Below are 22,264 nucleotides of genomic sequence, written 5' to 3' on the forward strand. Positions count from 1 at the left end.
CTACGCCGGGCGCGGCGCCTTGCAGCCATGCCGCTTCGCCGAGCGCTCCGCGAAGCGCTGGAGGGCCGCCCGTAGTCCCTTGTGGTCCACGACCGGCGCCGCCTGCTGGGGGGTGTCATCGTCAAGGAGCGTTTCCACCTCGAACAAGGCGGTCCCGCCCGCGCCGGGGCATCCGGCGGCCAGCGCGTAGGCACTCGTACCGGGCCGCCGGCTGTCCCGCCTCTCGTCCAGCCGCATGTGGGCGTACCGGGCGGACGGCCCGTAGGACGCGGTGAACCCGTACAGGAACGCGCCGCTCCGACTGCCCAGCACGCAGTTCTCCCCGGGCGCCGGGTCCCCGGCGACCTCCTGCACCGTGCGTACGCCCCACCGGGCGGCGGTCTTCCCGTCCAGCAGGCCCGCGCAGCTCCCCGTGGCCGCGGCGACGGGCTTGTAGTCCGCGCGGGTCGTCGTGACACCGACGTTCTTCACCCGCCCGCCGACCGGAGCCTCACAGCCGGTCCGCCGGGCGTACGCGGAGGCCGTCTCCGTGAGGACGGCGACGAGCCGCTCCCGGGCCACCGGGTCGTCGAAACCGCCCCGGTCGAGGTCGGCCTCCGCCGTCATCAGCTGCCCGTAACCGGACTCCTTGCCGCAGCTCAGCATCAGGACGGCCCCCGCCTCGTCCGTGTCCTCGGTGTCCGGGTTGAACCGGAAGGAGCCGGTCCAGCCGTGCCCCAGGGGTGCGTCGAATCCGTCGGAGTTCTCCAGGTTCGTCATGTGTTCCGTTTGCCCCGACCACAGGACCAGACCCGCGTCCGTGTCGTCGTCGGACGCGCTGACCGTGCAGTGCCCCCGGTCGGCCCAGCGGCCCGACGAGGTCAGGGAGATGCCGCCGAACAGCTCCCGCACCGCCCCGGCCGCCAGGTCGCCGTCGCAGGCCGAATCCAGCGCCCGGTCGTCGCGCCAGGAGTCGTAGCCGCCGGAGACCCAGAAGAGCCCTCCCGCCAGCACCGCCGCGGTCACGGTCCAGGCCGCCGCGCGGCGCACCCGCCGCCTGCGCCAGAAACGCACGTCGCTCACTTCCACACCTTCCCGAGGACCTTCACCGCACGGCAGTCGGACGCGGCCAGATACGCGGCCAGGATCCGGTCGGCCCGGCCGGCCGCGAGAGCGGACTCGGCAGTCGTCACCGTCACCCGGCTCAGCGTCCGGGCGCCCGAGCACGAGGACTCGGCCCAGACGGCCAGCGTGTACGACTTCTCGCCGCTCTCCGGTTCCGGGGCCCCGGACAGGGCGGCCAGCTCCGCCCCGTACGCCGTGCGCACCTCGGGCAGCAGCGGCCCCCGCCAGCTCACCGAACCCACCTCGGCGACATGGTCCAGCCGGTTCGCCGGCTTCGCGCGCGGCACGCTCAGGGAGCAGGCGTCCACGTCGTCGCCCGTGACGCCGTCGGGTTCCCGGTCGTCCGGCCCCCAGGCCTTGCCGTCGAGCATCCCCGGCCGGAACCAGCGGCAGGACGGCGGAACGGCGTCGGACTCCTCGTCCGGATCCTCGACGGGCCCGGCCGGCGGCGGCCGTACGTCCGAGGGCTTCACCGCCGGGCCCCCGCAACCGCCCCGGTCCCGTACGTGGTTGGCGGCGGCCGCCACCGCGCCGCGCAGCTTTTCCGGCGCCCCCGCGACCTCCGCCCCGTCGTCCTCCAGCGAGGCGTGGACGCGGAAGCGGGTCACCGGCCGGGGGTAGCCGGGCAGGCCGGCCGGGCAGTCGGCGGTGACCTGGGTGGTGGCGTCGAGGTACGCGGTGGCCCAGCGGGGTTCCTTCGCGGCGCTCGCGGAGAGGATGTCCCTCAGGCGCACCCCGGTCGGCGCGAAGTCCAGCACCGGCACCGCAGCGAGCTCCAGACTCCCGGACGCGTCACCCCAGTATTCGTCCCACTGCACCGAGCACCGCAGCAGGGTGCGCGGCCCGCGCCCGGAGGGTCCGGTCAGGTCCAGGTCGCCGTACAGCTCCCAGGTCTCGTCCCCGGGCAGCAGACCGCTTATCGCCGCACGCGGCAGGACACCCCCGCACGCCGTGTCCAGGACCTCGGCGTTATGGGCGTCGCGCCGCTCGGACCGTACGAGGAGGAACCCGGCCACCAGCGCCGCGGCGAGGACGACCAGGGCCGCCTTCGGCAGCACCCGATGACCGATGAACCGTTCCCATGCCGCTGCCACCACGTCGCCCCCCGGCCCTTGATCAGTGCGCGCACGCTATCGCACGCCCCCGGCCCCGCGGCGAGGGTGGTCAGCCGAGCGTCAGGCTCTTCTTCGCCAGCTCGAACGCGGGCAGCATCGCAGTGTGCTCGTCGGAGTCCAGTCCGCCGAGGTGCACCACCACCGGGCCGTCGGGCGTGGTGACGGCGAAGGCGCGCTCCTTCTTCGACTCGTCCATCAGCTCGCTGTGCACGGTGTACCCGACCTCGGCGGCCGCGAGCGCACCGGCCTTCACCTGCGCGTAGGCGGCCTCGCTCGCGTTCGGGTCGTCCGCCACGAAGGCCTTCAGCACCGCCTGCGGGTCGTCCTCGGACGCCTCGCCCTGCCACACCCGCAGGAAGCCGATGTTCCCCGCCGGTTTGGCGTCGATCTCGCAGACCATCTTCACGGTGCCCTGCTCGGCCAGATCGGCCAGGATGGAGTCCGGCTCCAGCTCGATCGCCTTCGGCTTCCAGCGGGCGGCGAGGTCGAAGGTCACCGGAAGCTCGCACGCCGAACCGGCGCCCCCGAGCCGCCCGCCCTTCGCCGCCACGGCCGCCTCCGTCCCGGCCTTGTCCGCCCCGGCCTTCTCCGCCCCGGCCTTCTCCGCCGCCTTCGCGGGCGCGCTGCCGCTGACCGCCGGGACGGGGGCCGAGCCCTCGTCCTCGGTTCCCGTCCCGGCCGACGACGAACAACCGGCCAGCGTCATCGCCACCGCTGCCGTCACCGCCGCCAGTGCCGCCGGAACCCGGCCCCGTCCCGTCCCTCGCGTCATCGTCATGAAGTCCCCACCCCTGATGTCGTGCGCACCGCTCCGACCTGGGGCTTCTCCCCATGATCGATCGCGGCACGCTATCGCACCCCGCACGGCGACTACTCTGGTACGTCGAGCGGTCCTCGCCGCAGGGACCCCCGGGACAGGAGTGAAATGGCCGTCAATCTGGTCAATGTCGAGCAGGTCAGCAAGGTGTACGGCACCCGTGCCCTGCTCGACGGTGTATCCCTCGGGGTGTCCGAGGGCGACCGGATCGGTGTCGTGGGCCGCAACGGTGACGGCAAGACCACCCTCATCCGGATGCTCGCCAAGCTGGAGGAGGCGGACACCGGCCGCGTCACCCACAACGGCGGGCTGCGCCTCGGCGTCCTCACCCAGCACGACTCCCTGGACCCGAAGAAGACCATCCGCCAGGAGGTCATCGGGGATCTCGCCGACCACGAGTGGGCGGGCAGCGCCAAGATCCGGGACGTGCTGACCGGGCTCTTCGGCGGTCTCGCCCTCCCCGGCTTCGAGCACGGGCTCGACACCGTCATCGCCCCGCTCTCCGGCGGTGAGCGCCGCCGGATCGCGCTGGCGAAGCTGCTCATCGAGGAGCAGGACCTGATCGTCCTCGACGAGCCCACCAACCACCTCGACGTCGAGGGCATCTCCTGGCTCGCCGGACATCTGCGCGCCCGCCGCTCCGCCCTCGTCTGCGTCACCCACGACCGGTGGTTCCTCGACCAGGTCTGCACCCGCATGTGGGACGTCCAGCGGGGCGCCGTCCACGAGTACGAGGGCGGCTACAGCGACTACGTGTTCGCCCGCGCCGAGCGCGAACGCATCGCCGCCACCGAGGAGTCCAAGCGGCAGAACCTGATGCGCAAGGAGCTGGCCTGGCTGCGCCGGGGCGCCCCCGCCCGTACCTCCAAGCCGCGCTACCGCATCGAGGCCGCCAACGAACTCATCGCCGACGTGCCGCCGCCGCGCGACACCAGCGAGCTGATGAAGTTCGCCAACGCCCGTCTCGGCAAGACCGTGTTCGACCTGGAGGACGTGACCGTCCAGGCCGGGCCCAAGACCCTCCTCACCCACCTCACCTGGCAGCTCGGCCCCGGCGACCGCGTCGGCCTCGTCGGCGTCAACGGCGCGGGCAAGACCTCCCTGCTGCGCGCCCTCGCCGAGGCCGCCCGCACCCAGGGCGAGGAACAGCCCGCCGCCGGGAAGGTCGTCGTCGGCAAGACCGTCAAGCTCGCCTACCTCTCCCAGGAGGTCTCCGAGCTGAACCCGAACCTCCGGGTCCTGGAGGCCGTCCAGCAGGTCCGCGACCGGGTCGACCTCGGCAAGGGCCGCGAGATGACCGCCGGTCAGCTCTGCGAGCAGTTCGGCTTCACCAAGGAGAAGCAGTGGACGCCCGTCGGCGACCTCTCCGGCGGTGAGCGCCGCCGGCTCCAGATCCTGCGGCTGCTGATGGACGAGCCCAACGTCCTCTTCCTCGACGAGCCCACCAACGACCTCGACATCGAGACCCTGACCCAGCTGGAGGACCTCCTCGACGGCTGGCCCGGATCGATGATCGTGATCTCCCACGACCGGTTCTTCATCGAGCGGACCACCGACAAGGTCATGGCCCTCCTCGGCGACCGCGCCCTGCGGATGCTGCCGCGCGGGATCGACGAGTACCTGGAGCGCCGGCAGAAGATGGAGGAGGCGGCGACCCCGTCCGCCGCCGCCGCGCCCCGCTCGCCCTCGGCCCCCGCCGCCGCTCCGGCCGTCTCGGCGCAGGCGTCCCGCGCCGCGAAGAAGGAGCTGCAGAAGGTCGAGCGGCAGCTCGACAAGCTCTCCACACGCGAGACCACGCTGCACAAGCAGATCGCGGACAACGCCACCGACTTCGAGAAGGTCGCCAAGCTCGACGCCGAACTGCGTGAACTCGTCACCGAGCGGGACGAGTTGGAAATGCGCTGGCTGGAACTGGCCGAGGACGCCTGACCGGACCCGTGGGGCCGGTGGGACGGGTGGTAGAACGGGACGGCAGTGACCGTACGTTCGAGGGGGACCACACCGATGTCACAGCCGCCGCAGCAGGGCTTCGGTGCTCCGTACGAACCACAGCCCGGGGTGTACGGAGATCCGGGGCAGCCTCAGCCCGGCTCGTACGGCTACCCGCCGCAGCCGCCCACCGTGCCGTACGGCCGGCCGCAGCCTCAGTCGCCGAACCGGCCTTCCGGTGGGCGCTCCCGTGGCCGGCTCGTCGGGCTCGTCGCCGCCGTGCTCGCCGGGGTTCTCGTCGTCGGGGCGGGCGTCTGGTTCGTCGCCGGTGGCGATGACGGGTCCGACGACAAGAAGCCCGTCGCGAAGGAGAGCACCGCCCCGAAGCAGCCCGGCGCCGAGTCGAACCGGAAGAAGACGCCCGCCGCAGAGGCCGCGGAGATCAACAAGGGGCGCAAGGAAGGCGAGGCGAAGGTCCGCTGGATCCAGAAGAACGGCGTGGACCTGCCGTTGGGGGCAGCCGCCCTCGGCCCCTGGATCACCGGCGGCATCGTGGCCAAGGCCATGTACCGCACGGTGTCCGGCTATTCGCTGGAGGACGGATCGCAGAAGTGGAGCCTGCGCCTGCCCGCCGACGTCTGCGCGGCACCCACCCGGCCGACCGCCGACGGGAAGATCGTCATCGGGCTCCTGACCGACACCTCTGCGAACGCGGAGGAGAACTGCGACAGGCTTCAGATGATCGATCTGGCCACCGGTGAGGCGGTCTGGTCCAAGACCATCGATCGCGCGGTGAACAGTGACTTGCTTCGGTATGTCGTCATGGCGATCAGCGGCGACGTGATGACGATCGGGGGCCTTGGCCGTGCCGAGGCCTATCGGGTCAGTGACGGCAAGCCCCTGTGGGGCAAACTGCCCGGCTCCTGTGCGGTGAACGGCTTCGCCGGTGGATCCGTCCTGCTTGCCTCTGTCTCCTGCCCCTCGCAGACGGAGGACGGGTTCCATGACGAGGTGCGGCGTATCGACCCGGTCACCGGCCGGACCCTGTGGACGTACAAGGTCAGGAAGGGCTGGAACGTCGACGCGTTCCACTCCGTCGACCCGCCGGTGATCTTCCTGCGGAAGGGCCCGTTGGTCGGTGGCACGTCAGCGATCGCCGTCCTGAACGACGACGGGACCTTCCGCTCCCAGCCGGCCCCCGGAGGCGACGCCCTGGAGGGGCGGTGCCCCGGCAAGGAGCGCGAACTGGGCTGGAACCTCGACATCTGCATGGGCGTGGCCGCCGACACCGACACGCTCTACGTCGCCACGAAGCCCCGGCCTCAGGGCCGGTCGTTCACCAACGACGTCGTCGCCTTCGACATGAGCACCGGCAAGAAGAAGTGGAAGGTGTCCTCGCCCGCCACGCAGACCCTGATGCCGCTCAGGGTCGAGGACGGCAAGGTGCTGATGTACCTGAGTCCGCCCGGCCCGAAGACCAAGGACGTGGGCGGCGGCCTCATGGCCCTCGGCCCGCAGGGCGGCACCCCTCAACCGGTCCTGCGGCACCCGGCGTCGGCCGCGGCGACCGAGCGCGCCTTCGAGGAGGCGATCGTCCTCCATACCGACGGACGCTCCCTCCTCATGCTTCCCCAGGTATCCGGAGAAACCGAAGAGGAGGAGCTGGAACTGCGCACGATGATCGCCTTCGGTGACTGACCCTCATCTCTGCCCAGACACCGTATGTTCGAGGGGAACCACTCCGATGTCGCAACCACCGCCGCAGCAGGGCTTCGGCGCTCCGTACGAACCGCAGCCCGGGGTGTACGGGGATCCGGGTCAGCCGCACCCCGGTCCGTACGGGCAGCCGCTCCAGCCGTCGTACGGCTATCCGCCGCAGCCGCCCACCGTGCCGTACGGGCGGCCCCAGCCTCAGCCTCCGACCCCGCCTTCCGGCGGGCGCTCGCGGGGCCGGGTCGCCGGGCTTGTCGCCGCCGTGCTCGCCGGGGTCCTCGTCGTCGGTGCGGGCGTCTGGTTCGTGGCCGGTGGCGACGGCGGCTCCGACGACAGGAAACCCGTCGCGACGGAGAGCACCGGACCGCAGCAGCCCGGCGGTGAGCCGCGCCCGAAGATGACGCCCGCCCCGGGCGCCGATGAGCTCAACAAGGGCCGTAAGGAGGGTGAGGCGAAGGTCCGCTGGGTCCAGAAGAACGGCGTCGACGTTCCCGCGGGCGGCGGCGCGGTGCGTGGTCCATGGGTCACGGGTGACATCGTGGCCAAGGCCATGTACCGCACGGTGTCCGGCTATTCCGTCGAGGACGGGACACGGAGATGGAGCCTGCCCCTGCCGGCCGACTTCTGTGCGGCGCCCACGCTGCCGAGTGCGGACGGGAAGATCGTCCTGGCGCTCAGGGCCGACACCACCGGGGAAGCGGACTGCGACCGGCTCCAGATGATCGACCTGACCACCGGCAAGGCCGGCTGGACCGCCACGCTCGATCGTTCGGGAAGCATGGACGGGCTGTCGCACATCGCCATGGCGGTCAACGGCGACGTGGTGACGGTCGGGCGGCTGACCCGCACCGACGCCTACCGGATCGGTGACGGCAAGCATCTGTGGGACAGGCTGCCAGGCTCCTGCCAGCCGTACGCCTTCACCAGCGGCGATGTTCCGCTGGCCGCGGTCGACTGCCGGAAGGACCCGGGCGAGGACGGCACGCCCGACCAGGAAGTGCGGCGCATGGACCCGGCCACGGGCCGGGCGGTGTGGACGTACAAGGTCAAGAAGGGCTGGAGGATCGACCAGTTCTACTCCGTCGACCCGCCGGTCGTCTCGCTCCGCAAGGACGAGGACACCCCGGAGCCGATGTGGGCGATCGCGTTCCTGAACGCCGACGGCACCTTCCGTGCCCAGCCCGTCCCCGGCAAGGAGAACTTCGCGGTCCGGTGCGGCAAGGAAGGAGAGAACCTCGACAACTGCATCGGTGTGGCCACCGACGACGACACCTTCTACCTCACCACGGAGCCTGCCTCTGTGGGCGGGGAGGCGTCGAACGCCGTCGTCGCTTTCGACATGCGCACCGGCAAGATCAAGTGGAAGGTTCCGGCGCCGTACGCGCAGCATCTGTATCCGCTCAGGGTCGAGGACGGAAAGGTGCTGCTCTACCTGAGCCCGTCGCTCGCGGGGGACGGCACGCGCGGCGGCGGCATCATGGCACTCGGGCCGCAGGGCGGCGCACTGCGACCGGTTCTGCGGCACCCGGCGTCGGCCGCTTACGCCGAGAGCGGCATGTTCCTGCCCGCGGTCCGCTATTCCGGCGGGCGCTCCTTGATCACCAGAACCCTGGTCGGCGCGGACGGCGACGAGGAAGAAATGGACCAGCAGACGATGATCGCCTTCGGTGACTGACCATCACCTCCGCCAAGGCGTAACGACGGCATCACAAGCCGGTTCTCCCTTGGGAACAGGGGGTGGCCCGAATCGGTGCCCGACGCCTGGCGGGTGGTACAAAGAAGCCCCGCCCGACTGTCGTAACACTGCGGAAGCCATGCCCGATTCGCTCCTTTCCGAGGGGGATTGACCCTCTTGGGAATGCGGGGGAGACCGGATCGCGCACCGGGCCGCACGAAGGGGGACGTGCTGATATGAGCCAGCCGCCCAGCCAGCAACCGCCGCAGGGAGGCTTCGGGGCTCCGCAGGAGCCGCCGAACGGAGTTCCTCAGCCGCCCCAGGGCCAGCCGAATCCGGCCGATGCGCCGCAGACGCCGCCGCCCCCGGCCGGCCCGCCGCAGACGCCCCCGCCGGGCACCCCGGCGTACGGCTATCCGCAGCAGCCCGGCTACGGCTACCCGCAGCAGCCCGGCCAGGCCCCCGGTCCCTACGGTCAGCAGGCCCCCGGCCCGTACGGGCAGCAGCCCGGGCCCTACGGTCAGCAGGCCCCGGGGCCGTACGGTCAGCAGGCTCCCGGTCCGTACGGGCAGCAGCCCCAGGCCGGTTACGGCTATCCGCAGCAGCAGTACCCCGGCGCCCCCGCCCCCGGCGGACCGGGCTCCGGCGGCGGGTTCCTCAAGGGGAAGACCGGCATCGTCGTCGCGGCGGCGCTCGCCGTGGTCCTGGCGGCCGGGGTGGGCACCTGGTTCCTCGTGAGCGACAGCGGGGACGACGACCCGAAGAAGCCCGTCGCCACCGGCAGCAACGACCCCAAGGCCCCCAGCGAGTCGCCGACGGTCGACGAAGGTGACGGCAGCGGTGACGGGCGCGAGGCCGGCGACGACCTCAACGCCGGGCGCAAGCCGGGCGAGGCCAAGGTCGCCTGGCTCCAGAAGAACGACATCGACCTGCCGCGCAACGGTTCCGCCGTCCAGGGCCCCTGGTTCGCCGGCGACGTCGTCGCCAAGGCCATCTACCGGAGCGTGTCCGGCTACTCCGTCGCCGACGGCAAGCAGAAGTGGAAGCTCGACCTCCCCGCCGACGTGTGCGCCACGCCCAACTCCCCGACCCCCGACGGCAAGATCGTCATCGGGGTGAAGAACGGCACCACGGACCGCGCCAACTGCTCCGTCCTTCAGATGGTCGACCTCAACACCGGCAAGGCCGGGTGGAAGAAGGAGATCAAGAAGAACGGGAACTGGGACTTCCTGTCGGACATCGGCCTCGCGATCAGCGGGGACACCGTCGCCGTCGGGCGCACCGGCAACTCCAACGCCTACCGGGTCAGCGACGGCAAGGAGCTGTTCGGCACCCCCGAAGGCAACTGCAAGCCCTTCGCCTTCTCCGGCGGCGACAAGCTGATCGCCGCGGTCAGCTGCCGCACCGACGACATCAAGAACCCGCAGAACCAGGTCCAGGAGCTGAACCCCGCCACCGGCAAGCCCCGGTGGACGTACCAGCCGCCGCGCGGCTGGGAGGTCAGCAAGGTCTACTCGACCACCCCGCTCGTCGTGCGGCTGGAGCACGAGGAGAAGAAGCAGTACACCATCGTCGCGCTCACCGAGAGCGGCAAGCTCCGCTCCCAGCTCGTGCCCGGCAAGAGTGACAAGCTCACCGCCGACTGCGGCAACAGCTTCGCGATCTTCGGCGAGAAGCTCGAAGGGTGCAGCGGCGTCGCCGCCGACGCCAACACCTTCTACATCGCGACCGAGGACGACAGCAGCGGTACCGCCCGGACGAACAAGGTCATCGCCTTCGACCTGAACACCGGGAAGCCCAAGTGGGAGGCGCCGGCCCCGGCCGAGCGCGTGCTGAAGCCGCTGGGCATGGAGGGCGGCGACGTCCTGCTCTACATGCGGCCGAAGTACGACACCGCCGGCGCCCTCGTGACCCTCCCGCCGACCGGCGGCACCCCGAAGACGCTGCTTCAGCACCCGTCGGGGGCGGGCCGGGTCGAGAACGGCTTCTTCTCGTCCAAGGTCCTCTACCAGGGCGGCCGTTCCTTCATCTTCAGCCAGCGCGTGAGCGCGAGCAACGACAAGGAAGAGCTGGAGCAGACGACGATGCTGGTGTTCGAGAAGTGACGGCCCGCCGCCACTCCCGAACGCAGCCGGCCGCTCCCGGCTCCCCGCGCCCCCACACCCACACGTCCCCCGAGGTACGCACGCCATGACCCAGCCGCCGCAGCAGCCGCCCCGCCCCGACGAGCCGTCGGACACGCCGCCGGGAGCACCGAACACGCCCCCGGCACCGCCCGCCGGTCCGCCCGCCGGTGGGTTCGGCGCGCCGCAGGACCCGCCGCCCGGGGGCTTCGGCCAGCCGACTCCGCCGCCCGCGGACCCCTTCGGCAAGCAGCCCCAGCAGCCGCCCGCCGCCCCGCCGCAGCCGCCCGCCGCACCCCAGCAGCCGCCCGCGGCCCCGCAGGGCGCGCCCGCCGGGGGCTACGGCACCCCGCCGCCCCCGGCGCCGGGCAGCTACCCCACCCCGCCCGCGCCGCAGCCCAACGGCTACGGCTACCCCCAGGCCCCGCAGCCGGGGTACGGCTACCCGCAGGCACCCGGCCAGCACGGCCAGCCCGGGATGCCGCAGCAGCCGTACGGGTACCCGACCCAGCCGATGCAGCCGCAGTACGGGGCTCCGCAGCCGGGCGGCAACGGCGGCAAGAAGTTCTCCACCCAGATGCAGATCATCGTCGCCGCGGCCGTCGCCGTGGTGCTGATCATCGGCGCCGGGGTCATCTACTCCGCCACCAGCGGTGATGGTGGCAAGGACGAGGCCTCCTCGTCCGGCTCCACCGGTGGCGAGGGCAAGGGCGGCGAGGGCAGCGGACTGGCCGGCGGCAGCGAGAAGGTGCCCGCCAACACCAAGTCCAAGGTCGCCTTCCAGGTGCCGCAGCCGGTGGTCAAGGACATCGTGACGGTCGAGGGCTCCTGGCTCACCGACAAGGCGTACGTGAAGTCCGGGATCAACGAGATCAACGGCTACGACCGCGACAAGGGCACCAAGCTCTGGTCCTTCCCGCTGCCCGGCGAGGTCTGCACCACGTCCCGGCACGTGAGCAAGGACGACAAGACGGCCATCGTCTTCCAGGAGACGAAGCCGACCAAGGAGAACAAGTACCCGTCGTGCAACCAGGTCGGCGTGATCGACCTGGCCGCCGGGAAGCTCCTGTGGAGCAAGAGCGTCACCTCCGCCACCGGCGGCGACCGGCCGGTCACCTTCGACGAGGTCACGCTCAGCGGGACCACCGTCGCCGCGGGCGGCACCTCGGGCGGCGCGGCCTTCAAGCTGGCCGACGGCGCCGAGCTCTGGAAGCCGAAGACCGGCGCGGACGGCTGCTACGACCGCGGCTACGCGGGCGGCGAGGCCCTCGCCGTGGTCCGCAAGTGCGGTACGTACGACAGCCCGCAGCTCACCGTGCAGGCGCTGAACCCGACGACCGGCGCACCGCTCTCCTCGTACCAGATGCCCGCCGGTGTCGAGTACGCGCACATCATCTCCACCAAGCCGCTGGTGGTCGCGGCCGACGTCGGCGACACCGCCGGCGACGGCAGCGGCATCTCCGACTTCTTCTCGATCGACGCGGCGACCGGCAAGCTGAAGGTCCGTATCCCCGCCGACGCGGAGAAGTACGCGGGCGACTGCGACTCCACCGAAGTCGAGAAGTGCCAGAACATGGCCGTCGGCAACAACCGGCTCTACCTGCCGACCGAGCGCCACGACGGAACCAGCGAGTACGGCGACACGAACGAGGTCGTCGCCTTCGACCTGGACACCGGCAAGCTCCTCGGCGGCCGGGCGGACGCGGGCGACCGCCACATCCTGACCCCGCTCCGGATGGACGGCACCAGCATCATCGCCTACAAGGAGGCCCCCTACGACAAGGGCGGCCAGGTCGTCTCCATCGACGGTGAGACCTTCAAGCAGACCACGCTGATGGAGAACCCGGACGACGAGGCCGTCCGCAAGGCGGAGAAGCGCTTCAGCATCGGCTCGGGAGCTGAACTCCTCTACTCCGAGGGGCAGCTCTACATGTCCGCCAAGTCGGTCCACAAGCCCAGCACCGTCACCCCCGACGAGAAGGTCTACCTCGTCGTCGCCTACGGCACCGGCTGATCACCCCGCCCCCTCCGGGCGACAACAGGCCCCGCCGGTCGATCTCCTGACCGGCGGGGCCGATCGTTTTCCGCCCCACTTGCGCGTGACGTGATCACCGATCGCAGGTCAACGAAGGCCGAAGGGCCCGGAATTCGGCAATCCCGGGGACTTCTCCCACGTAAGCGCCGCGCCGCGTCGGGCGAGCGTGTACCTTGCCGGGTCAGGAGTCCGGGGGGCCGGGCGTACAGGGCTTTTGGGGGCTGAGGACCGATGGGCGTGCGGCTCATGGTGGTCGACGATCACCGTCTGCTCGCCGAGGCACTCGCCTCGGCGCTGAAACTCCGCGGGCACCGGGTGCTCGCGGCGGCCGCGCCGACCTCCGGCGCCGCGGAACTGGTCGTCAGCAGGGCCCCGGAGGTCTGTCTGTTCGGTACGGCCTCGCCCGCCGCCCCCGGCGTCTTCGACCCGATCACGCGCATCGGCCAGGAGCGCCCGCAGGTGGCGGTGGTGGTCCTCGGACCGGTGCCCAGCCCGCGCGGGATCGCCGCGGCGTTCGCCGCCGGAGCCGCGGGGTACGTCCGGCACGACGAGCGCATCGAGGGCGTCGAGCGGGCCATGCTCAAGGCGCGGGCGGGGGAGAGCGCCATCGCCCCGCAGCTGCTGCGGGGGGCCTTCGCCGAGCTGCTCAACCCGGCGGCCCAGCCCGACGACGAGGGCCGGCGGCTGCTGCGGATGCTCACCCCGCGCGAGGCCGAGGTGCTGGTGCGGGTCGCCGAGGGCGAGGGCACCCGGCTGATCGCGGCCGGGATGGACATCGCCCCGAGCACCGCCCGCACCCACGTCCAGCGGGTCCTGATGAAGCTCGGGGTCGGCTCCCGGCTGGAGGCGGCCGCCCTCGCCGCCCGCACCGGACTGCTGGAGCGCGCCGCGGCGAACGGCGGCGCGCAGCAGGGCCCGTACGCTCCCGGGGGAACACAGCGCGGTACGCAGCAGGGGGACACCCCTGGCGGTACGCGACAGGGGCCGTACGTTCCCGGGCAGCGCGGGTGACGAACGGCCCCTGAGCGTGGAGTGGGCGGCGGCGGGTCAGCCCGTGCCGGACCCCGGCTCCCGCTCCGGCTCCGCTTCCGGGGCCGCCGGGGCCTCGGCCGGGCGCAGCTTCATCCAGACCAGGAAGAACAGGCCGAGCGCCAGCATGGCGAGGCCGGTCCACAGGTTGATGTGGACGCCCTCGGCCTTCTTCAGGTCGGCGTCGGACGGGCTGAGTCCGGCGATGGTGACGATCACTCCGTAGACCACGAACAGGCCGCCGATGATCCGCCGGATGTCGAAGAGACGGGCCGCGGTCGCGGACTTGCGCTCCAGCTCGGAGACTTCCTTGTGCAGGTCGGACATGGTGAGTGCCTCCGATCAGAACGAGTAGGGGATGTAGCACGCGGCGGCGAGCACGATCGCGCCCCAGCCGAGCAGCGCCGGCTTGCGGTACCAGGCCCGGTCGGCCTCGTCCAGCTCCTCGTCGGGGCTCGGCGACTCGGTCCCGTACACCAGACCGGCCAGCTCCGCCTCGGGCTTCGGCGCGGTGAAGAGGGTGACGACGACCATGACGACGGCTCCGGCGACGAAGCCGACGATCGCGGAGACGAAGTTGGCGCCCTGGTCGGAGGGGATGTCGATGATCCCGCCCTTGTAGATCCAGAAGTAGTTGATCATCGCGGCCGCGGTGCCCGCGACCAGGCCCCAGACACCGGACTTCATCGAGGCCCGCTTCCAGAACATGCCGATGATGAAGACGACGAACATCGGGACGTTGAAGAACGAGAACAGCGTCTGGAGGTAGCTCATGATGTTCGAGAAGCTGGCGGCGATGAACGCCGTGCCGATCGAGGCCAGCACACCGATCGCGGTGATCAGCCGGCCGAACCGCAGGTAGTACGTGTCCGGCTTGTCCTTCACCACGTACCGCTGCCAGATGTCGGTGGTGAACACCGTGTTGAACGAGGACACGTTGGCCGCCATGCCCGCCATGAACGCGGCGAGCAGACCGGTGACGGCGATGCCGAGCACACCGTTGGGCAGCAGTTCCTGCATCAGCAGGGGTATCGCGTCGTTGTAGGTCAGGTCGGAGTCCGGGGTGCCGATCTTGGGCACGATCACGGCGGCGACCAGGCCCGGGATCATCACCGCGAAGACGATGAAGATCTTCGGGAAGGCGGCGATCAGCGGGGTGCGCTTGGCGGCGGAGAGGTTCTTCGCGGACAGCGCGCGCTGCACCTCGGCGAAGTTCGTCGTCCAGTAGCCGAAGGACAGCACGAAGCCGAGGCCGAGGATGATCGTCAGCCAGTTGGCGCCCAGCGGGTTGGCGTCACCGATGCCGGTGCCGCCCCAGGCGGTCATGAAGTCCCCGCCGTGCTGCTTGGTCAGCGAGTCGCTCATGGCGTCCCAGCCGCCGACCCGCTTCAGGCCGAGGACGGTGAGGGGGATCAGCGCGGCGAGGATGACGAAGAACTGGAGCACCTCGTTGTAGATCGCCGAGGAGAGCCCGCCGATCGTGATGTAGACCAGCACGAACAGGCCCGCGACGACGATCGCGACCCACTGCGGCCAGCCGAGGAGCGCCTCGACGACGATCGACAGGGCGTAGAGGTTGACGCCCGCGATGAGGATCGCCGCGAAGGCGAAGAGCACGGAGCTCAGCAGGTGCGCGGACCTGTCGAACCGCTGGAGCAGGAACTCCGGCACGGAGCGCACCTTGGATCGGTAGTAGAACGGCATCATCACCAGGCCGAGGAAGACCATGGCGGGGATGGCGCCGATCCAGTACCAGTGCACCACCGCGACGCCGTACTGCGCGCCGGTGGCCGCCATGCCGAGGATCTCGGTGGCGCCGAGGTTCGCCGCGACGAAGGCGAGCCCGGTCACCCAGGCGGGCAGGGACCGTCCGGAGAGGAAGAAGTCGAGGCTCGTCTTGACGCTGGCACGGGCCATGAAGCCGATGCCGAGGACGACGACGAAGTAGATCGCCAGGATGGCGTAGTCGAGCCCGTTCGTGGGGAGCCGAAGCCCTTCGGCCAGTGTCTGCATGGGGGGTACTCGCTTCGTATCGCGAACTTAACCCGACGGAACTTACGCCGTCATGTTCGAGAAATGAACAGTCTCGTTGGGGTTCTTTGTTCGATCGTGATCGAGTGCGGGCGAATGTCCGGGTATGGGGCCCGTGCAACCGGAGTCGGATCCACCGCACCTCCGGCATTGACGGAGGTGTTCGCTTGTGATTTGTTGTGTGCGATTATGTTGGAGGGATCTGGTGGAGGACCCTGGTGAAGAAGACGGTGACGACCCTCGCCGACGGCCGTGAGCTGATCTACTACGACGCCGCGGAGGACACCGTCCGCGACGCCGTCGACCAGCGCCCCCTGGACCCCGTCTCGACCTCGTCCGAGATCCGCCGCGACCCGCTGCTCGGCGACGCGGTCGCCATCGCCTCGCACCGCCAGGCCCGCACCTACCACCCGCCGGCCGACGCCTGCCCGCTCTGCCCCACCCGGGAGGGCCGGCACAGCGAGATCCCCGACGACCACTACGACGTCGCGGTCTTCGAGAACCGCTTCCCCTCGCTCGCCGGCGACTCCGGCCGCTGCGAGGTCGTCTGCTTCACCTCCGACCACGACGCGTCCTTCGCCGACCTCACCGAGGAACAGGCCGCGCTCGTCCTCGCCGCCTGGACCGACCGCACCGCCGCCCTCGCCGCCCTCGGCCAGGTCACCCAGGTCTTCTGCTTCGAGAACCGCGGCGCCGAGATCGGCGTCACCCTCGGCCACCCGCACGGCCAGATCTACGGCTACCCCTTCGTCACCCCGCGCACCGAGCTGATGCTCCGCTCGGCCGCCCGGCACCGCGAGGAGACCGGCTCCAACCTCTTCGACGACGTGGTCGCCCGCGAGGAGAAGGACGGCTCACGCGTCGTCCTCGCCACCGACCACTGGATCGCCTTCGTCCCCTACGCGGCGCACTGGCCGTACGAGGTCCACCTGTACCCCCGCCGCCGCGTCCCCGACCTGCGGGAGCTGGACGAGGGCGCGCGGACAGAGTTCCCACAGGTCTATCTGGAACTCTTGAGGCGCTTCGACCGGATCTTCGGACCCGGCGAGCCGCCGACCCCGTACATCTCCGCCTGGCACCAGGCGCCGTTCGTGGCCGACGGCCGGGAGGACTTCGCCCTGCACCTGGAGCTTTTCACCATTCGCCGGACCTCCGGCAAGCTGAAGTTCCTCGCGGGGTCCGAGTCCGGCATGAGCGTGTTCATCAACGACGTGCCGCCGGAGGCCGCGGCCGAGCGACTGCGAGAGGTAGCGAGCCAGTGAGCAACCCCCAGAGCGTGTCCAACCCGCCCAAGAAGTACCTGGTCACCGGCGGCGCCGGATACGTCGGCAGTGTCGTCGCCCAGCATCTGCTGGAGGCCGGACACGCCGTGACCGTCCTCGACGACCTGTCGACCGGCTTCCGTGAGGGCGTCCCGGCCGGGGCCGCGTTCATCGAGGGCCGCATCCAGGACGCCGCCCGCCATCTGGACCCCTCCTACGACGGCGTCCTGCACTTCGCCGCCTTCTCCCAGGTCGGCGAGTCCGTCGTGAACCCCGAGAAGTACTGGGTCAACAACGTCGGCGGCACCACCGCCCTGCTCGCCGCCATGCGCGAACACGGCGTCCGCACCCTCGTGTTCTCCTCCACCGCCGCCACCTACGGCGAACCGGTCTCCAGCCCCATCACCGAGACCGACCCCACCGCGCCCACCAGCCCCTACGGGGCGTCCAAGCTCGCCGTCGACCACATGATCAGCGGCGAGGCCACCGCCCACGGCCTGGCAGCCGTCTCGCTGCGCTACTTCAACGTGGCGGGGGCGTACGGAAGTTGCGGGGAGCGGCACGACCCCGAGTCCCACCTCATCCCGTTGGTCCTCCAAGTCGCCCTGGGCAAGCGCGAGTCGATCAACGTCTACGGCGACGACTACCCCACCCCCGACGGCACCTGCGTCCGCGACTACATCCACGTCGCCGACCTCGCCGAGGCCCACCTGCTGGCCCTCACCGCCGCCGCCCCCGGCGAGCACCTGATCTGCAACCTCGGCAACGGCAACGGCTTCTCGGTCCGCGAGGTCATCGAGACCGTCCGCAAGGTCACCGGCCACCCGGTCCCCGAGACCGCAGCCCCCCGCCGCGGCGGCGACCCGGCCGTCCTCGTCGCCTCCGCCGCCACCGCCATCGAGCGCCTCGGCTGGCAGCCGTCCCGCGCCGACCTGGCCGGAATCATCGCCGACGCCTGGCAGTTCGCCCGCCGAGAGGACACGACCACCCCATGACCGAGCACGCCGAACCGACCGCGACCGCCGTCGAGGGGCACCGGGCCGACCCCGCCGCGACCTTCGCCGAGCTGTACGGAAACGAGCCCGACGGCATCTGGGCCGCACCCGGACGAGTGAACCTGATCGGCGAGTACACCGACTTCAACGACGGCTTCGTCATGCCGCTCGCCCTCCCGCACACCGCCGTCGCCGCCGTCTCCCGCCGCGACGACGGCGTCCTGCGCCTCTACTCCACCGACGTCCCCGGCGGTGTCGTCTCGCTGCGCACCGACGAACTCACCCCGCACTCCGGCCACGGCTGGGCCGCCTACCCCGCCGGGGTCCTCTGGGCGCTGCGCGAGGCCGGGCACCCGGTCACCGGGGCGGACATCGCGCTGACCTCCACCGTGCCCACCGGTGCCGGGCTCTCCTCATCCGCCGCCCTCGAAGTCGTCACCGCGCTCGCCCTGAACGACCTCTTCGCACTCGGCCTGAGCGCCGCCGAACTCGCCGTGATCGGCCGCCGCGCCGAGAACGACTTCGTCGGCGTGCCCTGCGGGATCATGGACCAGATGGCCTCGGCCTGCTGCACCGAGGGCCATGCCCTCCACCTGGACACCCGCGACCTCTCGCTGCGCCAGGTCCCCTTCGACCTGGCGTCCCAGGGGCTGACGCTCCTGGCCGTCGACACCCGGGTCAAGCACGCGCTCGGCGACGGTGCGTACGCGGAGCGCCGGGCCGGCTGCGAGGAGGGCGCCCGGCTGCTCGGCATACCGATGCTGCGCGATCTGCCGTACGAGAATCTCGCCTCGGCCCTGGCCACCCTCGCCGACGCCGGGGCGGACGAGTCCGTCATCCGGTACGTACGCCATGTCGTCGGCGACAACCGCCGGGTCGAGCAGGTCATCGCCCTGCTCGACGCGGGCGACGTCCGTGCAGCGGGCCCCGTCCTGAACGAGGGCCACCTCTCGCTCCGGGACGATCTGCGGGTCTCCTGCCCCGAGTTGGACCTCGTGGTCGAGTCGGCGAACGCGGCCGGGGCGCTGGGTGCGCGGATGACCGGGGGCGGCTTCGGTGGCTCCGCGGTCGTCCTGGTGGAGGAGTCGGCGGCCGGAACGGTGGCCAAGGCGGTCAGCGAGGCGTTCGCGGCGGCCGGACACGCGGCCCCGGGGATCTTCGACGCCGTCCCGTCCGCCGGAGCGCGCCGGCTGCGCTGAGCCTGTTCCGGTGTCCCGCGCTCACAGGTCCTTGACCAGGATGAACTCGGTGACGCCGGGCGGGTAGTCGGCGACCCGGCCGATCTCCTCGTACCCCTGTCCGCGGTAGAAGCCGGGGGCCTGGAAATCCCAGGTCTCCAGCCGCGAGCGGGTGCAGGCGCGCTCGGTGCGGGCCGTCCGTTCGGCCTCGGCGAGCAGGCGCGCGCCGAGGCCGAGGCCCCGGTGCGGGGCGTCGACCCAGAGCAGATCGACGTGCAGCCAGTACGCCCAGGTCCGCCCGGTCAGCCCGCCCGCCAGGGCCCCGTGCTCGTCCAACGCCCACACCTCCAGCGGGACTTCGTGCTCTGCGGAGGTGGAGAGCAGCGCACGCAGGCCGGCCGACGCGGCGACGTTGTCCTCGTGCAGACGCCCGCTCAGCAGAATGCGACGTTCTTTGTCTACTTCTGTCTCAAGACGGAACATGAATCCACCCTAAGACGCGCCTGAGGCAACCAGTTCGCCGAATCGCCTTCCCCCTGTGGCCCCCGCCCGTACGCTGATGCTCAGCACCGGTGGGGGCCGGTGTCGATTCAGGGGAGCGAGAAAGCCGGGTACGGCGTCCGGGGCAGGGTGGCAGGCGGTTCGACGACGGCGGTCGTCGGCGCGGCAGACCACCGAGCGGCCGACGGACGCCGTACCCGCAGCTATCCGCCCCCACCGATGGGGGTTCTGTGGCGCGTATCCGGGTTCTCGTGGTGGACGACCACCGCATCTTCGCCGAGTCGCTCGCGGCCGCCCTCGCGGCCGAACCGGACGTCGACGTCTCCGCCGCGGGCAGCGGCCCGGCCGCGCTGCGCGCCCTGGAGCGCGCGGCCGCCGAGGGGCGCGGTTACGACGTGCTCCTGGTCGACGCCGAGCTGGGCGCCCTGACGAACGGCGAGCCGCCCGCCGTCCCCGCGCCCCGGCAGGAGGAGACGGCCGCCGTCGACGGCATCGCGCTGGTCGCCGGGGTCCGCGCGGCCCGGCCCGCCGTGCGGTCGGTGGTGCTCGCCGAGAAGGACGACCCGCGCGCGGCCGCCCGGGCGCTCCAGGCGGGGGCCTCGGGCTGGGTGGCCAAGGACTGTTCGCTGCAACGGCTGCTGTCGGTGATCCGGGGCGTGCTGCGCGACGAGACGCATCTGCCGCCCGCCCTGCTCACCGGCGTCCTGCGGGAGCTGACCGCGGCCCGCAAGCACCGCACCGAGAGCGAGCGGCTGGTGGAGTCGCTGACGCCCCGGGAGCGCGAGGTGCTGCGCTGCATGGTGGCGGGCCTGGGCCGCAAGGCGGTCGCGGAGCGGCTGTTCCTGTCCCCGCACACGGTGCGCACCCATATGCAGAACGTGCTGGGCAAGCTCGGGGTGCACTCGACGCTGGCCGCGGTGGCGCTGGCCCGCCGGGCGGGGGTCGGCCCGGCCGACGCGGGAACGGGTGCGCTAGGTCGGGATGTTGTCGAACGGGGCGGTCAACTGGCGCAGTAGCCCGGCCAGGTCGCCGCGCTGGGCGCGGGAGAGCTCGGCGAGGATGGCGCGCTCCTGGGCGAGGAGCCCGGCCAGCGACTGGTCGGCCTTGTCGCGCCCCTCGGCCGTGAGCCGGACGAGGACGCCGCGCCGGTCGTTCGGGTCGGGCAGCCGCTCGACGAGGTTCTTCTTGGTGAGCCGGTCGATGCGGTTGGTCATCGTGCCCGAGGTGACCAGGGTCTGGGTGAGGAGCTGCCCGGGGGAGAGCTGGTACGGGGCGCCGGCCCGGCGGAGCGACGTGAGCACGTCGAACTCCCACGGCTCCAGATTGTGCTCGGAGAACGCTATGCGGCGGGCCCGGTCGAGGTGGCGTGCCAGGCGGGAGACGCGACTGAGCACCTCGAGTGGTTCCACGTCGAGGTCGGGGCGCTCGCGGCGCCATGCAGCGACCAGTCGGTCGACCTCGTCCTCCATGTCGATCAGTGTAGAGGGTCCCTCGACATGAAGTCTCTTGAATTCAAGTGTCTTGACATCAAGAGATCCTCGGCGTGATCCTGTTCCCCATGACCGCAACCCACCAGCCTTCCTGGGATCCGCAGCAGTACCTGCGCCACGCGGACCACCGCACCCGCCCCTTCCAGGACCTCCTGGCCCGTATCGGCGATCTTCCCGGCCACCCCGCACCCCGTATCGCCGACCTCGGCTGCGGCGCGGGCAACGTCACCGCGCTCCTCGCCGACCGCTGGCCCGAGGCCCGGATCACCGGCTACGACACCTCGCGCGAGATGCTCGCCGAGGCCGCCGCCCACGCCCGGCCGCCCCTGCTCGACTTCGCCGAGGCCGACGCCGCGACCTGGGAGCCCACCGAGACGTACGGTCTGATCGTCTCCACCTCCGCACTCCAGTGGATCCCCGGCCACGCCGACCACTTCCCCCGCTGGCTCGACGCCCTCGCGCCCGGCGGCACGCTCGCCTTCCAGGTCCCCGGCAACTTCACCGCCCCCAGCCACACACTCCTGGCCGGCCTCCGCGAGTCCGACCGCTGGCGTCCCCTGCTCCACGGCGTCGGCGACCGCACCGCCTCCGTCCTGGACCCCACCGACTACCTCACCCGCCTCCGCGACCTCGGCTGCACGGCGGATGTCTGGGAGACCACCTACCTCCAGACCCTGCACGGCGACGACGCGGTCCTCGACTGGGTCAAGGGCACCGCCCTGCGCCCCGTCCTCACCGCGCTGGCCGACAACCCGGCCGCCCGCGACGCGTTCCTCGCCGCCTACCGCGACCTGCTCCGCGAGGCCTACCCGCCGGGCCCGTACGGCACGGTCTTCCCGTTCCGCCGCATCTTCGCGGTCGCCCGCAAGGAGAAGCGATGACCGCCGCTCCCGGCCTCGCCCTCGCCGCCGTCGACCACGTCCAGCTCGCCGCCCCGCCCGGCTCCGAGGACGCCCTGCGCACCTTCTACGCCGGCGCCCTGGGCATGACCGAGATCCCCAAACCCCCGGTGCTCGCCGCCCGCGGCGGCTGCTGGTTCGCCGCCGGACCGGTCCAGCTCCACCTGGGCATCGAGGAGGACTTCCGCCCCGCGAAGAAGGCCCACCCGGGACTGCGCGTCACCGGCATCGAGGCCTGCGCGGCCCGCCTGGAGTCCCACGGCGTGGCCGTCACCTGGGACGACGACCTCCCCGGCCACCGCCGCTTCTACGCCCACGACCCGGCCGGCAACCGCCTGGAGTTCCTGGAGCCGGACGCGTAACCGGGC

At 71.5% G+C, this 22,264-nt stretch carries 19 protein-coding genes; 12 read left to right on the forward strand and 7 right to left on the reverse strand.

Annotated features, from left to right (window positions below; genetic code table 11):
• The 3 genes from IE134_RS25190 to IE134_RS25200 form a co-directional block, all read right to left on the reverse strand.
• The gene (locus IE134_RS25190; RefSeq protein ID WP_189431831.1) at positions 1-1,062 is read right to left on the reverse strand and encodes a hypothetical protein; all 1,062 of its coding nucleotides are present in this window, start codon (positions 1,060-1,062) and stop codon (positions 1-3) included.
• Complete coding sequence (locus tag IE134_RS25195) at positions 1,059-2,201, reverse strand: hypothetical protein (RefSeq protein ID WP_189431833.1); 1,143 nt, start codon at positions 2,199-2,201, stop codon at positions 1,059-1,061. Before IE134_RS25195 ends, IE134_RS25190 begins: the two co-directional genes overlap by 4 nt.
• A 67-nt stretch (positions 2,202-2,268) precedes the next feature.
• Positions 2,269-2,997: a lipoprotein gene (locus tag IE134_RS25200; RefSeq protein ID WP_229823736.1), complete on the reverse strand. Its 729-nt coding sequence runs from the start codon at positions 2,995-2,997 to the stop codon at positions 2,269-2,271.
• 147 nt (positions 2,998-3,144) lie between these two features.
• Between IE134_RS25200 and IE134_RS25210 the strand changes: the two genes are divergently transcribed.
• The 6 genes from IE134_RS25210 to IE134_RS25235 all read left to right on the forward strand — a co-directional run bounded on the left by IE134_RS25210 (position 3,145) and on the right by IE134_RS25235 (position 13,522).
• On the forward strand, positions 3,145-4,965 hold the full coding sequence (locus tag IE134_RS25210) for an ABC-F family ATP-binding cassette domain-containing protein (protein ID WP_098019661.1): 1,821 nt from the start codon (positions 3,145-3,147) through the stop codon (positions 4,963-4,965).
• Positions 4,966-5,040: 75 nt separating this feature from the next.
• Positions 5,041-6,663, forward strand: a complete 1,623-nt coding sequence (locus IE134_RS25215) for an outer membrane protein assembly factor BamB family protein (protein WP_189431835.1) — start codon at positions 5,041-5,043, stop codon at positions 6,661-6,663.
• A gap of 46 nt (positions 6,664-6,709) precedes the next feature.
• Positions 6,710-8,353: an outer membrane protein assembly factor BamB family protein gene (locus IE134_RS25220; RefSeq protein ID WP_189431837.1), complete on the forward strand. Its 1,644-nt coding sequence runs from the start codon at positions 6,710-6,712 to the stop codon at positions 8,351-8,353.
• Between the two features lie 236 nt (positions 8,354-8,589).
• On the forward strand, positions 8,590-10,458 hold the full coding sequence (locus tag IE134_RS25225) for an outer membrane protein assembly factor BamB family protein (protein WP_189431839.1): 1,869 nt from the start codon (positions 8,590-8,592) through the stop codon (positions 10,456-10,458).
• 85 nt (positions 10,459-10,543) lie between these two features.
• On the forward strand, positions 10,544-12,490 hold the full coding sequence (locus IE134_RS25230) for an outer membrane protein assembly factor BamB family protein (protein ID WP_030710477.1): 1,947 nt from the start codon (positions 10,544-10,546) through the stop codon (positions 12,488-12,490).
• 252 nt (positions 12,491-12,742) lie between these two features.
• Entirely contained in the window at positions 12,743-13,522 is a 780-nt protein-coding gene (locus tag IE134_RS25235) for a response regulator transcription factor (RefSeq protein WP_030710475.1), read from the forward strand.
• A 36-nt stretch (positions 13,523-13,558) separates the two neighbouring features.
• Here IE134_RS25235 and IE134_RS25240 read toward each other — a convergent pair whose 3' ends face one another.
• Both IE134_RS25240 and IE134_RS25245 read right to left on the reverse strand, forming a co-directional pair.
• Entirely contained in the window at positions 13,559-13,867 is a 309-nt protein-coding gene (locus IE134_RS25240) for a hypothetical protein (protein ID WP_030710473.1), read from the reverse strand.
• A 15-nt stretch (positions 13,868-13,882) separates the two neighbouring features.
• Positions 13,883-15,553, reverse strand: coding sequence for a sodium:solute symporter family protein (locus tag IE134_RS25245; RefSeq protein WP_030710472.1), 1,671 nt, complete (start codon positions 15,551-15,553; stop codon positions 13,883-13,885).
• A 236-nt stretch (positions 15,554-15,789) separates the two neighbouring features.
• On the opposite strand from IE134_RS25245, the gene galT reads away from it, so the two are divergent.
• The 3 genes from galT to galK are packed head-to-tail and all read left to right on the forward strand — an operon-like array spanning position 15,790 to position 19,027.
• A complete protein-coding gene (galT, locus tag IE134_RS25250; protein ID WP_030710469.1) occupies positions 15,790-16,833 on the forward strand; it encodes a galactose-1-phosphate uridylyltransferase in 1,044 nt (347 codons plus the stop codon).
• A 14-nt stretch (positions 16,834-16,847) separates the two neighbouring features.
• A complete protein-coding gene (gene galE, locus IE134_RS25255; RefSeq protein WP_030710467.1) occupies positions 16,848-17,828 on the forward strand; it encodes a UDP-glucose 4-epimerase GalE in 981 nt (326 codons plus the stop codon).
• On the forward strand, positions 17,825-19,027 hold the full coding sequence (gene galK / locus IE134_RS25260; RefSeq protein WP_030710465.1) for a galactokinase: 1,203 nt from the start codon (positions 17,825-17,827) through the stop codon (positions 19,025-19,027). The genes galE and galK overlap by 4 nt, the downstream gene beginning before the upstream one ends.
• Before the next feature lie 21 nt (positions 19,028-19,048).
• Here galK and IE134_RS25265 read toward each other — a convergent pair whose 3' ends face one another.
• Positions 19,049-19,489, reverse strand: coding sequence for a GNAT family N-acetyltransferase (locus tag IE134_RS25265; RefSeq protein ID WP_030710463.1), 441 nt, complete (start codon positions 19,487-19,489; stop codon positions 19,049-19,051).
• Between the two features lie 248 nt (positions 19,490-19,737).
• Here IE134_RS25265 and IE134_RS25270 point away from each other — a divergent pair, with 248 nt between their 5' ends.
• On the forward strand, positions 19,738-20,523 hold the full coding sequence (locus IE134_RS25270) for a response regulator transcription factor (protein ID WP_030710462.1): 786 nt from the start codon (positions 19,738-19,740) through the stop codon (positions 20,521-20,523).
• Here the strand turns inward: IE134_RS25270 and IE134_RS25275 are convergent.
• Positions 20,479-20,976, reverse strand: coding sequence for a MarR family winged helix-turn-helix transcriptional regulator (locus IE134_RS25275; RefSeq protein WP_030710461.1), 498 nt, complete (start codon positions 20,974-20,976; stop codon positions 20,479-20,481). The two genes, IE134_RS25270 and IE134_RS25275, sit on opposite strands and share 45 nt — an antisense overlap.
• An 89-nt stretch (positions 20,977-21,065) precedes the next feature.
• Between IE134_RS25275 and IE134_RS25280 the strand changes: the two genes are divergently transcribed.
• Complete coding sequence (locus tag IE134_RS25280) at positions 21,066-21,878, forward strand: trans-aconitate 2-methyltransferase (protein ID WP_189431841.1); 813 nt, start codon at positions 21,066-21,068, stop codon at positions 21,876-21,878.
• On the forward strand, positions 21,875-22,258 hold the full coding sequence (locus tag IE134_RS25285; RefSeq protein WP_189431842.1) for a VOC family protein: 384 nt from the start codon (positions 21,875-21,877) through the stop codon (positions 22,256-22,258). The genes IE134_RS25280 and IE134_RS25285 overlap by 4 nt, the downstream gene beginning before the upstream one ends.
• The last annotated feature ends 6 nt before the right edge of the window (positions 22,259-22,264 follow it).

The sequence above is a fragment of the Streptomyces rubiginosohelvolus genome, from assembly GCF_014649875.1.
Taxonomy (GTDB): Bacteria; Actinomycetota; Actinomycetes; order Streptomycetales; family Streptomycetaceae; genus Streptomyces; species Streptomyces rubiginosohelvolus.